The organism is Streptomyces sp. NPDC002520 (assembly GCF_053595235.1).
Map to the genome: position 1 here is coordinate 96,743 of NZ_JBSFXG010000007.1, position 12,931 is coordinate 109,673.

A 12,931-nucleotide genomic window follows, 5' to 3' on the forward strand; every position below is an offset into this window, starting at 1 on the left:
ACGCACCGCGCGACGACCGCGTTCCCGGGGCTGTCTCTTCTCGATTCCCTGCGAACGCTACCTTCCGGCCACGCCCCCGTCCCGTGGGGGCCTCCCGGAGTGCCGGTATCGTTGCTGGCGGTCGGCCGCTTCGTAGACTTCCCCGTATACCGGGGCGCGAAGCATTCGTACGACTGTACAAACCGCCGGTCGGACAGACGGCCGGCACCATCGCTTCCCGAGAAAGGGCCCCATCGTGGCCGCCACCACCCCTGGCCCCGCGGTCAAGCGCCTCGTCGTGCTGGTCTCCGGATCCGGCACCAATCTGCAGGCGCTCCTGGACGAGATCGAGCGCACCGGAGCCGAGTCGTACGGCGCGCGGATCGTCGCCGTGGGGGCCGACCGCGACGGTATCGAGGGCCTCGCCCGTGCCGAGCGGGCCGGGCTGCCGACCTTCGTGCGGAAGGTGAAGGACCACGGCAGCCGGGAGGAGTGGGACGCGGCCCTCGCCGAGGCGGTGGCGTCGTACGAGCCCGACCTCGTGGTCTCCGCCGGGTTCATGAAGATCGTCGGGAAGGAATTCCTCGCGCGGTTCGGCGGCCGGTTCGTCAACACGCACCCGGCGCTGCTGCCCAGTTTCCCGGGGGCCCACGGCGCGCGGGACGCGCTCGCGTACGGAGTCAAGGTCACCGGCTGCACCGTCCACTTCGTCGACGACGGCGTCGACACCGGGCCGATCATCGCGCAGGGCGTGGTCGAGGTCCGGGACGAGGACGACGAGAGCGCGCTGCACGAGCGCATCAAGGAAGTCGAGCGAAGGCTGCTCGTCGAGGTCGTGGGGCGGATCGCCCGCAACGGCTATCGCATTGAGGGACGAAAGGTAGTTATCCAGTGACCGCCACCGCCGAGAGCACCAAGCGGCCCATCCGACGCGCGCTCGTCAGCGTCTACGACAAGACCGGGCTGGAAGACCTCGCGCGCGGGCTGCACGAGGCCGGTGTGGAGCTGGTCTCCACCGGGTCCACGGCCGGCCGGATCGCCGCCGCCGGTGTCCCCGTCACCAAGGTCGAGGAGCTGACCGGCTTCCCCGAGTGCCTGGACGGCCGGGTCAAGACCCTGCACCCGAGGGTGCACGCGGGCATTCTGGCCGACCTGCGCCTGGACAGCCACCGCGAGCAGCTCGTCGAGCTGGGCGTGGAGCCGTTCGACCTCGTCGTCGTCAACCTCTACCCGTTCCGCGAGACCGTCGCCTCCGGCGCCTCGGACGACGAGTGCGTGGAGCAGATCGACATCGGCGGTCCCTCGATGGTCCGCGCCGCCGCCAAGAACCACCCGTCCGTGGCCGTGGTCACCAGCCCCGAGCGCTACGCCGACGTGCTCGCGGCCGTCCAGGCCGGCGGCTTCGACCTCGCCACCCGTAAGCGGCTGGCCGCCGAGGCCTTCCAGCACACCGCCGCCTACGACGTGGCCGTCGCCTCCTGGTTCGCCTCGTCCTACGCGCCCGTCGACGCCGAGTCCGACAGCGGCTCCGACGCGGGGTCCTTCCCGGACTTCCTGGGCGCCACGTTCGAGCGCGCCCACACCCTGCGCTACGGCGAGAACCCGCACCAGCCGGCCGCGCTGTACGTCACCCCCGGCGAGACCGGTCTCGCGCAGGCCGAGCAGCTGCACGGCAAGGAGATGTCGTACAACAACTACACGGACACGGACGCCGCCCGCCGTGCCGCGTACGACCACGACGAGCCCTGCGTCGCGATCATCAAGCACGCCAACCCGTGCGGCATCGCGACCGGCGCGGACGTCGCCGAGGCGCACCGCAAGGCGCACGCCAGCGACCCGCTGTCCGCGTTCGGCGGCGTCATCGCCGTCAACCGGCCGGTCAGCAAGGAGATGGCCGAGCAGGTCGCGGAGATCTTCACCGAGGTCATCGTGGCGCCGGACTACGAGGAGGGGGCCCTGGAGGCCCTCACCACGAAGAAGAACATCCGCGTGCTGAAGGCCCCGAACGGCCCGTGCAACCGGGTGGAGGCCAAGCAGATCGACGGCGGCCTGCTGCTCCAGGAGACCGACCGCCTCCAGGCCGACGGCGACGACCCGGCCAACTGGACGCTCGCCAGCGGTGAGGCCCTCACCGCCGAGGAGCTGAAGGAGCTGGCCTTCGCCTGGAAGGCCTGCCGTGCCGTCAAGTCCAACGCGATCCTGCTCGCCAAGGACGGCGCCTCCGTCGGCGTCGGCATGGGCCAGGTCAACCGCGTCGACTCCTGCCGGCTGGCCGTCGAGCGGGCCGGCGAGGAGCGGGCGCGTGGCTCCTACGCGGCCTCCGACGCCTTCTTCCCCTTCCCCGACGGCCCCGAGATCCTCATCGCGGCCGGCGTGCGCGCGATCGTCCAGCCGGGCGGCTCGATCCGCGACGAGCAGGTGGTCGAGGCCGCGAAGAAGGCCGGTGTGACCATGTACTTCACGGGCACGCGCCACTTCTTCCACTGAGTGGTCGAGCATCCGTCGGGCGCCTGAGTGCCTGACACACGGAAAGCGGCCTCCGGTTCCCCTCGCGGGGGCCGGAGGCCGCTTTCCGTGAGTGCGTCGGATCAGCCCTGGGTGCGGATCACGATCGTGCTGCACACCTTGTCGGCGAACGTCTGACGCTTGGCGTCCCACGCCGGCCACAGCCAGCCCAGGTAGCAGGCGAGGCTGTCCAGGAAGTGCGCGATACGGCGCACGAACGCCATGCCGACGCCGATCGGCTGGCCGGTGTCCTCCTTCACCAGGCGGATGCCCAGGGCCTTCTTGCCGACCGTCTGGCCGGTGCGGCCCTCCTGGATCAGCTGCCAGATCGCGAGGGCGAGGAGGGCGATGCCGCCGATCGCCGTCAGCGCGGCGTTGTCCTTGCCCACGATGACCAGGATGTACGGCACCGCGAAGACCAGGCCGTCGACGAGGGTGCCGAGGAACCGCTGACCCCAGTTCGCGTACGGCGGCTGGCCGCCGAATCCGCCCTGCGGGCCCGGGTAGCCGGGCTGCTGCGGGTAGCCGTAACCCTGCTGCGGCGGCACGCCCTGAGGGGCCTGCTGGTAGCCGGGCTGCTGCGGGTAGCCGTAGCCCTGCTGCGGGTCCTGCGGCTGACCGTAGGGAGAGTTGGGCGAGCCGAAACTCATGGCGGATTTCCTCCGTTTGCCTGTGGGGACGACGCGGAAGGCACGGAGGTACGTCACAAATCGAGCGGTTTGCCCCCCACCGGACCGCGATACTGCGCCGCTCATCGTTGTGGAGACTCAAGGCGTTGTCCAGCCGGATTCGCGAGGTGTTGTGCAAGTGCAACATCACTGATCACCGGCGGACATCCGGGACGCGGCGGTGACATGACGGTGGCCGCCCGCCGGGGCCCCGGATTGGAACCGGGAGCCCGTCATCCGCGAGGATGGTGTCCATGACCGCCCAGATTCTCGATGGCAAGGCCACCGCAGCCGCGATCAAGTCCGATCTGACCGCCCGCGTGGCGGCGCTGAAGGAGAAGGGCATCACGCCCGGCCTCGGCACGATCCTGGTCGGGGACGACCCCGGCAGCCGCAAGTACGTCGCCGGCAAGCACCGCGACTGCGCGCAGGTCGGCATCGCCTCCATCCAGCGCGAACTGCCCGCCACCGCGACCCAGGAGGAGATCGAGGCCGTCGTCCGCGAGCTGAACGAGGACCCCGCCTGCACCGGCTACATCGTCCAGCTCCCGCTGCCCAAGGGCATCGACGAGAACCGCATCCTGGAGCTGATGGACCCGGAGAAGGACGCGGACGGCCTGCACCCGATGAACCTCGGCCGGCTCGTGCTCAACGAGCCGGGCCCGCTGCCCTGCACCCCCAACGGCATCCTCACCCTGCTGCGCCGCCACGGCGTGGAGACCAAGGGCGCCGAGGTCGTGGTGGTCGGCCGGGGCGTCACCATCGGGCGCTCGATGCCGCTGCTGCTCACCCGGCGCAGCGAGAACGCCACCGTGACCCAGTGCCACACCGGCACCCGTGACCTGGCCTACCACCTGAAGAAGGCCGACATCATCATCGCGGCCGCCGGCTCCGCCCACCTGATCCGTGCGGAGGACGTCAAGCCGGGCGCGGCCGTCCTGGACGTCGGTGTCTCCCGTAACGCCGAGGGCAAGATCGTCGGTGACGTCCACCCGGGCGTGGCCGAGGTGGCCGGCTGGATCTCCCCGAACCCCGGCGGTGTCGGCCCGATGACGCGTGCCGAGCTCCTGGTCAACGTGGTCGAGGCGGCCGAGCGCAGTGCCGGCTGAGGACACCCACCACAGCGCGGGGCCGGCCGCTCCCGGGACTACCGGGGGCGTGCGGCGGGTCACCCGCCGCTTCCCGCTGCTCACCAAGGACACCGCGCGCCCCGAGGGCGGCGGCCGGGCCGCCCGCGGCGACGCTCCGGCGCCCGCCCGGCAGTGGCCCATGCTGGTCGTGCTGGCCACGGCCGGTCTCGGTCTGCTACTGACCGCGCTCGACCTGTTCCGTATCGGCACCATCCTGGTCGGCGTCGCCCTGCTGGCCGCGGCGGTCATGCGCTGGATACTGCCCAGCGTCGGCATGCTCGCTGTCCGCTCGCGGTTCACGGACATCGTCACCTACGGCATATTGGGCCTGGTGATCGTCCTGCTCGCGCTGATGGCCCAGCCCAGGCCGTGGCTGGTGATCCCGTTCCTCAAGGACACCCTGCACGTCACCCTCACCACCAAGTAGCGGCGCGAACTCCCGTACGCCTCAGGTGGGCGGCGGCCCGCCCCCTCCCCCGAGCCGGGGCGGGCCGCCGGTGTTCACCCTTCCCTGCTGTGAACTGCCTGTTCAATGTCTGTCCGCGCGCTGTGGCACGGAAGTGACCGTTCCGGCACGGTGTCCGTGCCCTGCCACAGGCGCGCCCGCGGTGTCGACGGGCGGGGCCGGGCGAATCAATTCGGGTGGAATTCCGGGGACACAGGCATGGGCCGCCGGATCCTGGGCACGCGAACGGTACCCCCACGGGAGTCCGGTCAACCGGTACCCCCCGACGGCGGCCGTCCTTGTCTCTCCTCTCCCGGACGGACGGCCGCCGCCCTTCATCTGACGGGAGCCCGTCAGGTGCCCCTCGGAAGTCCGCGAGAAGTCCGCCGGAGATCCGCCAGAGGTCCGGCTTGTGGGGTGAGCCACAGGACCCCCCGGACGTCTCGGATGCTGGATGCGCGATAGCCTGACCGCTGGATTCTCTTGACGCCAAGAGATCGATCATCCGCCGGGGCAGTGACGCCCCACCGCCAGCTGTCATACGGAGAACGCCATGACCCGCACTCCCGTGAACGTCACCGTCACCGGCGCGGCCGGCCAGATCGGTTACGCCCTGCTCTTCCGCATCGCCTCCGGCCAGCTGCTCGGCGCGGACGTGCCGGTCAAGCTGCGCCTTCTGGAGATCACCCCGGCCCTGAAGGCCGCCGAGGGCACCGCCATGGAGCTGGACGACTGCGCGTTCCCGCTGCTTCAGGGCATCGAGATCTCGGACGACCCGAACGTCGCCTTCGACGGCGCCAACGTAGCCCTCCTGGTCGGCGCCCGCCCGCGCACCAAGGGCATGGAGCGCGGTGACCTCCTCGAGGCCAACGGCGGCATCTTCAAGCCGCAGGGCAAGGCCATCAACGACCACGCCGCGGACGACATCAAGATCCTCGTCGTCGGCAACCCGGCCAACACCAACGCGCTCATCGCGCAGGCCGCCGCCCCGGACGTCCCGGCCGAGCGCTTCACCGCGATGACCCGCCTGGACCACAACCGCGCGCTGACCCAGCTCGCGAAGAAGACGGGCTCCACGGTCGCCGACATCAAGCGCCTGACCATCTGGGGCAACCACTCCGCCACCCAGTACCCGGACATCTTCCACGCCACGGTCGCCGGCAAGAACGCCGCGGAGGTCGTGAACGACGAGAAGTGGCTGGCCGAGGACTTCATCCCGACCGTCGCCAAGCGCGGTGCCGCGATCATCGAGGCCCGTGGCGCGTCCTCCGCCGCGTCCGCCGCCAACGCCGCGATCGACCACGTCCACACCTGGGTCAACGGCACCGCCGAGGGCGACTGGACCTCCATGGGCATCCCGTCGGACGGCTCCTACGGCGTCCCGGAGGGCCTCATCTCCTCCTTCCCGGTCACCACCAAGGACGGCAAGTACGAGATCGTCCAGGGCCTGGACGTCAACGAGTTCTCCCGCACCCGCATCGACGCCTCCGTCAAGGAGCTCGCCGAGGAGCGCGAGGCGGTGCGCGCGCTCGGCCTGATCTGAGAACGCGTGCGGCGGTAGCGCCGTAGAACACCGCGTGGGCCCCGCTCCGGTTTCTCCCGGAGCGGGGCCCACGCGCGTTTCGGGGGTGTGATGGATACCCGGTGCCTCGCCGCAGGACAGTCCTGACATGTACGCCCTGAGATATACGTCCGTTTCAGTAGCTTTTCCTGCGTTATTTCAGTGACCCGTCACACTTTCGCGAATCGAATGCGCATGCCCTTCGTGAGGGCAGGGCAGACGGCCACGGTCCCCGAGTGTGGCCCGAAAGTGACGCAGGGGCGCGAAACAGGAACGGAAGGCAATACCGATCATGGCGGACAGAACGGAACGACCGGCCCAGGCGACCATCCACGCGGGAGGCGAGTGGCTGGGAGCGATCTCGGGCGCGACGCGCGAGATCCTGGACCCCGCGGACGCCCGGCCGTTCGCCGTGGTGGCAGAGGGTGACGAGAAGGATGCCGAGCGTGCGGTGGCCGCGGCCCGGCAGGCCTTCGACCACGGCCCCTGGCCCGGCACCCCCGTCGCCGAGCGCGCCGCCCTGCTGCGCCGCGTCGCCGGCCTCCTCGTGCGCGACCGTGAGGAGCTCGGCCTGCTGGAGAGCCGGGACGCGGGCAAGACCGCCGAGGAGGGCCGCGTCGACATCGACTGTGTCGCCGACGCCTTCCGCTACTTCGCCGACCTGGTCGCCGCCGAGGCCCCCGGCCGGGTCGTCGACGCGGGCTCCCCCGACATCCACAGCGTCGTCGTGCACGAGCCGGTCGGCGTCTGTGCGCTGATCACGCCCTGGAACTACCCCCTCCTCCAGGCCAGCTGGAAGATCGCCCCGGCGCTCGCCGCCGGCAACACCTTCGTGATCAAGCCCAGCGAGATCACCCCGATGACGACGATCGCGCTGATCGACCTGCTTGCCGAGGCCGGTCTGCCCGCGGGCGTCGCCAACCTCGTCACCGGCCCCGGCCACACCGTCGGCGCCCGGCTCGCCGACCACCCCGACGTCGACCTGGTCTCCTTCACCGGCGGCCTTGCCAGCGGTGTCAAGGTCGCCCAGGCCGCCGCCCCGAGCGTCAAGAAGGTCGCCCTCGAACTCGGCGGCAAGAACCCCAACGTGGTCTTCGCCGACGCCTGCGCCACCGAGGAGGGCTTCGACACCGCCGTCGATCAGGCCCTCAACGCCGCGTTCATCCACAGCGGCCAGGTCTGCTCGGCCGGCGGCCGCCTGATCGTCGAGGAGTCGGTGCGGGACCGCTTCGTCACCGAACTCGCCCGCCGGGCCCGGAAGATCAGGCTCGGGCGTGGCACCGCCGACGGCGTCGAGTGCGGACCTCTCGTCTCCGAGCAGCAGCGCGCCAAGGTCGAGGCGTACGTCGCCTCCGCGCTCGCCGAGGGCGCCCTGCTGCGCAGCGGCGGCAAGCGGCCCGAGCCGAGCGAGGACCGCCCGGAAGCCGGCTACTTCTACGAGCCGACCGTCCTCGACGGGTGCCACCGCGAGATGAAGGTCGTACGGGAGGAGGTCTTCGGCCCGGTCCTCACCGTCGAGACCTTCCGCACCGAGGACGAGGCGGTGCTCCTCGCCAACGACACCGAGTACGGCCTCGCCGGCGCCGTCTGGACCGCCGACGCCGGCCGGGCCCGCCGCGTCGCCGGACGCCTGCGCCACGGCACCGTCTGGATCAACGACTTCCACCCCTACCTGCCGCAGGCGGAGTGGGGCGGCTTCGGCAAGAGCGGCGTGGGCCGCGAGCTGGGGCCGACCGGGCTCGCCGAGTACCGCGAGACCAAGCACGTCTACCAGAACCTGGCGCCGAAGCCGGTGCGCTGGTTCGCGGGCTGAGCCCCTCGACTCCCGTACGACCTCCCACCCCCCTGGAGCACCACCCCATGGCCCCCACGCCCGAGAACACCCTCACCTACGACTACGTCGTCATCGGCGGCGGCACGGCGGGCTCCGTCATCGCCTCCCGCCTCACCGAGAACCCCGACGTCACCGTCGCCGTCATCGAGGGCGGCCCCAGCGACGTCGACCGCGACGACGTGCTGACCCTGCGCCGCTGGATGGGCCTGCTCGGCGGCGAGCTGGACTACGACTACCCGACCACCGAGCAGCCCCGCGGCAACTCCCACATCCGGCACAGCCGCGCCCGTGTGCTCGGCGGCTGCTCCTCGCACAACACCCTGATCTCGTTCAAGCCGCTGCCGTCCGACTGGGACGAGTGGGAAGAGGCCGGTGCCAAGGGCTGGGGTGCCGTCCCCATGGAGGCGTACTTCGCCCGCCTCCTCAACAACATCGTCTCCGTGGACGAGAAGGACCGGAACGCCATCGCCCGGGACTTCGTGGACGCCGCGCAGTCCGCGCTCGGGGTGCCCCGCGTCGAGGGCTTCAACAAGAAGCCGTTCACCGAGGGCGTCGGCTTCTTCGACCTCGCCTACCACCCCGAGAACAACAAGCGCTCCTCCGCCTCCGTCGCCTACCTGCATCCGGTGATGGACGAGCGTCCGGGCCTCCGCATCCTCCTGGAGACGTGGGCGTACAAGCTGGAGCTGGACGGCACCCGCGCCGAGGGCGTCCACGTGCGCACCAAGGACGGCGAGGAACTGCTGATCCGCGCCCGGAGCGAGGTCGTCCTGTGCGCGGGCGCCGTCGACTCCCCGCGCCTGCTCATGCACTCGGGCATCGGACCCCGCGAGGACCTGGAGGCGCTCGGCATCCCCGTCGCGCACGACCTGCCGGGTGTCGGCGAGAACCTGCTCGACCACCCCGAGTCGGTCATCGTCTGGGAGACGAACGGCCCGATCCCGGAGAACTCCGCGATGGACTCCGACGCGGGCCTGTTCGTGCGCCGCGACCCCGAACACGCGGGCCCGGACCTGATGTTCCACTTCTACCAGATCCCGTTCACGGACAACCCGGAGCGCCTCGGCTACCGGCGGCCGGAGTTCGGTGTCTCGATGACGCCCAACATCCCCAAGCCGAAGAGCCGCGGCCGCCTCTACCTGACCAGCGCCGACCCGTCCGTGAAGCCCGCCCTGGACTTCCGCTACTTCACCGACGAGGACGACTACGACGCGCGGACCCTCGTCGACGGCATCCGCATCGCCCGCGAGATCGCCAAGGCCGAGCCGCTCGCCGGCTGGCTGGGGCGCGAAGTGGCCCCCGGCCCGCACGTCACGGGCGACGAGGAGCTGAGCGAGTACGCCCGCAAGGTGGCGCACACCGTCTACCACCCCGCCGGCACCTGCAAGATGGGCGCCGCCGACGACCGGCTCGCCGTGGTCGACCCGGAGTTGAAGATCCGGGGACTCGACGGCATTCGCATCGCCGACGCCTCCGTCTTCCCGACCATGACCGCCGTCAACCCGATGATCGGGGTGCTCATGGTCGGGGAGAAGGCCGTCGACCTGATCGGAGGTGATGCGCGATGAGTATCGCCGTCCCCACACGCAAGCCCCCCACCACCGACGCGCCGGTCTTCTCGGTGTCCGGCCTCTGGAAGGTGTTCGGCCCCAGGCCCGAGCGCGTCCCGGCCGACCCTGGACTGACCGCTCTCACCCCCGCCGAGCTGCGCTCCCGCACCGGCTGCACGGCCGCCGTCCAGGACGTCTCCTTCGACGTGCGCAAGGGCGAGGTCTTCGTCGTCATGGGCCTGTCCGGCTCCGGCAAGTCCACCCTCGTGCGCTGCCTGACCCGCCTCATCGAACCCACCGCGGGCACCATCGCCATCGACGGCGAGGACGTACGCGCGATGGACAAGGCCCGCCTGCGCCAGCTGCGCCGCCACCGGGCCGCGATGGTCTTCCAGCACTTCGGCCTCCTCCCGCACCGCACGGTCCTCGACAACGTCGCCTACGGCCTGGAGATCCAGGGCATCGGCCGCTCCGAGCGGCGCGAGCGGGCCGCAGAGGTCGTCGCCAAGGTCGGTCTGGAGGGCATGGAGAAACGCCGCCCCGGCCAGCTCTCCGGCGGCCAGCGCCAGCGAGTCGGTCTCGCCCGCGCCCTGGCCGTGGACCCCGAGGTCCTGCTCTTCGACGAGCCCTTCAGCGCCCTCGACCCGCTCATCCGCCGCGATATGCAGGACGAGGTGGTCCGCCTGCACCGCGACGAGGGCCGCACGATGGTCTTCATCACCCACGACCTCAGCGAGGCCCTCAAGCTCGGTGACCGCATCGCCCTGATGCGCGACGGCCGAGTGGTGCAGCTGGGCACGCCGGAGGAGATCGTCTCCTCCCCGGCCGACGACTACGTCCGCGAGTTCGTGCGTGACGTCCCCCGCGAGCAGGTCGTCACCTGCCGCACCGCCATGCGCCCCGCCTCCCGGTCGGAAGCGGGTTCAGGACCGGCGGTCCGCCCGGAGGCCCCGGTCGCCGAGGCCATCGAGGCAGTGGCCCGCGCCGGCGCCGCGGCCCGCGTCATGGACGAGGGCAGGTGCCTCGGCGTCGTGGACTCGGCCGCCCTCCTGGGCGTGGTCGCGGGAACGTCCACGGAAGCCGCGGAAGTCGCGGACGCGGGTGCCCCCGCAACGGCCGGGGCCGCGGACGCGCTTCCCGACGCGGCCGGGGGCAGCCGTACCGACGCTGCCGCGGGCAGTCGTGGCGCCGGGGCGGCCGGCAGTCGTGCCGCCGGGGCGGCGACCGCGCCCGAGGAGACGGCACCCCGCAAGCGCGGGCGGGCGACCCCGCCCGGCCCCCGCACCAGTCCGGAGGGCGTCTGATGGCGACGATCACCGCAGCAGCCCCCCGCACGGCGATCCCCGGCTTCCTCAAGAACCGCGCGGCGGCCAAGCTCCTCACCCTGGCCGCCGTAGCCGCGATCCTCGTCCCCCTCGCGACCGCCCGCTGGGGCAGCGCCGCGTGGCCGCACGCGCTGACCGTCGACTTCTCCAAGCCCCTGGCCTCCGCCAGCGACTGGGTGATCGACAACCGCGACAGCCACCCCCTGTTCCTCTACGGCTTCGGCTACATCAGCAACGCCGTCGTCATCGCCGTACACGCCGTCTACCTCACCCTGCTCGCCGCGGGCTGGGCCGGCGTCACCGCCTTCGGCGCCCTCGTCGCCTGGCGGGTCGCCGGTGTCCGCCTGGCCGCGGGCACGGCCCTCGCGTTCCTGGTCTGCGGCGCCCTCGGCATGTGGGTCCCGACCATGCAGACCCTCGCCCTGATGGTGGTCGCCGTCCTCGCCTCCGTGGCCGTGGGCGCGCTCCTCGGGCTCGCCGCCGGCCTCTCCGACCGCCTGGACCGCGCCCTGCGCCCGGTCCTGGACACCATGCAGGTGCTGCCGGCGTTCGCGTACCTCCTCCCCGTCGTCCTGGTCTTCGGCATCGGCGTGCCCGCGGCCGTCCTCGCCACCGTCGTCTACGCCGCCCCGCCGATGGCCCGCCTCACCGCGCTCGGCCTGCGCGGCGCCGACCCCGAAGTCCTGGAGGCCGTGGAGTCGCTGGGCGCGACCGCCCGCCAGCGGCTGCTGACCGCCCGCATCCCGCTGGCCCGCAAGGAACTCCTGCTCGGCCTCAACCAGACGATCATGATGGCGCTGTCCATGGCGGTCATCGCGTCGGTCATCGGCGCCGGCGGCCTCGGCGACCGCGTCTACCAGGCCCTCGCCTCGGTCGACGTCGGCGCGGCCCTCGCGGCCGGCATCCCGATCGTGCTGCTCGCGATCGTCCTCGACCGCGTCACCGCAGCGGCCGGAGAGGGCACCCGGGCCACCCAGGGCACCGACCGGCCCCGGACCATCGGCCGGCCCTACGCCCTCGCCGTCACCGTGGCCGCCGCCCTGGCCACCCGCCTCCTCGGCGCCCTCGACTGGCCCGCGTCCTGGACCCTGCACATCGCCGACCCGGTCAACCGCGCCGTCGACTGGATGACCGCCCACCTCTACTCCGGCGTCCCGGTCGTCGGCGGCACCGCCGACTGGGCCGGTCACTTCACCACCTGGATCCTGGACCCCGTCCGCAGTGGGCTGCAGTGGCTGCCCTGGTGGTCGGTGCTGCTGATCGTCGCCGCGCTGGCCTGGCTGATCGGCACCTGGCGCACCGCCCTGACCGCCGTCCTCGCGATGGCCGCGATCGGCGTGCTCGGGGTGTGGGAGCCGTCGCTCGACACGCTCTCCCAGGTGCTGGCCGCCGTGGCCGTCACCCTCGTCCTCGGCTTCGCGACCGGCATCGCCGCCGCCCGCAGCGACCGCGTCGAACGCGCCCTGCGTCCGGTCCTGGACGTCTTCCAGACCATGCCGCAGTTCGTGTACCTGATCCCGGTCGTCGCCCTGTTCGGCGTCGGCCGCGCCCCCGCCGTCGCCGCGGCCGTCGTCTACGCCCTGCCGGCCGTCGTCCGGATCACCGCGCAGGGCCTGCGCCAGGTCGACCCGGCCGCGCTGGAGTCCGCGCGCTCGCTCGGCGCGACCGGCCGCCAGCAGCTGTGGCAGGTCCAGCTCCCGCTCGCCAAGCGCTCGCTGCTGCTCGCCCTCAACCAGGGCGTGGTCCTGGTCCTGGCCGTCGTCATCATCGGCGGTCTGGTCGGCGGCGGCGCCCTCGGCTACGACGTCGCCTTCGGTCTCGCCCAGGGCGACCTGGCGACCGGCCTGGTCGCCGGCGCGGCCATCGTCTGCCTGGGCCTGATGCTCGACCGGGTGACCCAGCCGACCGAACGCCGTACGAAGAAGGGAGCCTGA

10 protein-coding genes are annotated in these 12,931 nt (G+C 71.9%); 9 read left to right on the forward strand and 1 reads right to left on the reverse strand.

Going from position 1 to position 12,931, the window contains the following annotated elements:
- The first annotated feature begins 235 nt into the window (after positions 1-235).
- Both purN and purH read left to right on the forward strand, forming a co-directional pair.
- Complete coding sequence (purN, locus tag ACWD5D_RS12935) at positions 236-874, forward strand: phosphoribosylglycinamide formyltransferase (protein ID WP_451372706.1); 639 nt, start codon at positions 236-238, stop codon at positions 872-874.
- The gene (gene purH / locus ACWD5D_RS12940) at positions 871-2,466 is read left to right on the forward strand and encodes a bifunctional phosphoribosylaminoimidazolecarboxamide formyltransferase/IMP cyclohydrolase (RefSeq protein WP_451372707.1); all 1,596 of its coding nucleotides are present in this window, start codon (positions 871-873) and stop codon (positions 2,464-2,466) included. Before purN ends, purH begins: the two co-directional genes overlap by 4 nt.
- Before the next feature lie 101 nt (positions 2,467-2,567).
- Here the strand turns inward: purH and ACWD5D_RS12945 are convergent, their stop codons facing one another.
- Positions 2,568-3,134 (reverse strand): RDD family protein, encoded by a 567-nt coding sequence (locus tag ACWD5D_RS12945; protein ID WP_451372708.1) that lies wholly within the window; start codon positions 3,132-3,134, stop codon positions 2,568-2,570.
- A 272-nt stretch (positions 3,135-3,406) separates the two neighbouring features.
- Between ACWD5D_RS12945 and ACWD5D_RS12950 the strand changes: the two genes are divergently transcribed.
- The 7 genes from ACWD5D_RS12950 to ACWD5D_RS12980 all read left to right on the forward strand — a co-directional run bounded on the left by ACWD5D_RS12950 (position 3,407) and on the right by ACWD5D_RS12980 (position 12,931).
- Positions 3,407-4,261 carry a bifunctional methylenetetrahydrofolate dehydrogenase/methenyltetrahydrofolate cyclohydrolase gene (locus tag ACWD5D_RS12950; protein ID WP_451372709.1) on the forward strand — a complete coding sequence of 285 codons (855 nt, stop codon included), beginning with the start codon at positions 3,407-3,409 and terminating at the stop codon, positions 4,259-4,261.
- The gene (locus tag ACWD5D_RS12955; RefSeq protein ID WP_451372710.1) at positions 4,251-4,709 is read left to right on the forward strand and encodes a DUF3017 domain-containing protein; all 459 of its coding nucleotides are present in this window, start codon (positions 4,251-4,253) and stop codon (positions 4,707-4,709) included. The genes ACWD5D_RS12950 and ACWD5D_RS12955 overlap by 11 nt, the downstream gene beginning before the upstream one ends.
- Positions 4,710-5,280: 571 nt before the next feature.
- Positions 5,281-6,270, forward strand: coding sequence for a malate dehydrogenase (locus tag ACWD5D_RS12960; protein ID WP_451372711.1), 990 nt, complete (start codon positions 5,281-5,283; stop codon positions 6,268-6,270).
- Between the two features lie 310 nt (positions 6,271-6,580).
- Positions 6,581-8,101, forward strand: coding sequence for an aldehyde dehydrogenase family protein (locus ACWD5D_RS12965; RefSeq protein WP_451372712.1), 1,521 nt, complete (start codon positions 6,581-6,583; stop codon positions 8,099-8,101).
- A 47-nt stretch (positions 8,102-8,148) separates the two neighbouring features.
- Entirely contained in the window at positions 8,149-9,690 is a 1,542-nt protein-coding gene (locus ACWD5D_RS12970) for a GMC family oxidoreductase (RefSeq protein ID WP_451372713.1), read from the forward strand.
- A complete protein-coding gene (locus ACWD5D_RS12975; protein WP_451372714.1) occupies positions 9,687-10,976 on the forward strand; it encodes a quaternary amine ABC transporter ATP-binding protein in 1,290 nt (429 codons plus the stop codon). The genes ACWD5D_RS12970 and ACWD5D_RS12975 overlap by 4 nt, the downstream gene beginning before the upstream one ends.
- Positions 10,976-12,931, forward strand: coding sequence for an ABC transporter permease (locus ACWD5D_RS12980; RefSeq protein WP_451372715.1), 1,956 nt, complete (start codon positions 10,976-10,978; stop codon positions 12,929-12,931). Before ACWD5D_RS12975 ends, ACWD5D_RS12980 begins: the two co-directional genes overlap by 1 nt.

What these genes read in the sequence shown, in the direction of transcription:
- ACWD5D_RS12945 (WP_451372708.1), bottom strand. Translation starts at nt 3,134, where the DNA reads ATGAGTTTCGGCTCGCCCAACTCTCCCTACGGTCAGCCGCAGGACCCG.
- ACWD5D_RS12950 (WP_451372709.1), top strand. Translation starts at nt 3,407, where the DNA reads ATGACCGCCCAGATTCTCGATGGCAAGGCCACCGCAGCCGCGATCAAG.
- ACWD5D_RS12960 (WP_451372711.1), top strand. Translation starts at nt 5,281, where the DNA reads ATGACCCGCACTCCCGTGAACGTCACCGTCACCGGCGCGGCCGGCCAG.
- ACWD5D_RS12965 (WP_451372712.1), top strand. Translation starts at nt 6,581, where the DNA reads ATGGCGGACAGAACGGAACGACCGGCCCAGGCGACCATCCACGCGGGA.
- ACWD5D_RS12970 (WP_451372713.1), top strand. Translation starts at nt 8,149, where the DNA reads ATGGCCCCCACGCCCGAGAACACCCTCACCTACGACTACGTCGTCATC.
- ACWD5D_RS12975 (WP_451372714.1), top strand. Translation starts at nt 9,687, where the DNA reads ATGAGTATCGCCGTCCCCACACGCAAGCCCCCCACCACCGACGCGCCG.
- ACWD5D_RS12980 (WP_451372715.1), top strand. Translation starts at nt 10,976, where the DNA reads ATGGCGACGATCACCGCAGCAGCCCCCCGCACGGCGATCCCCGGCTTC.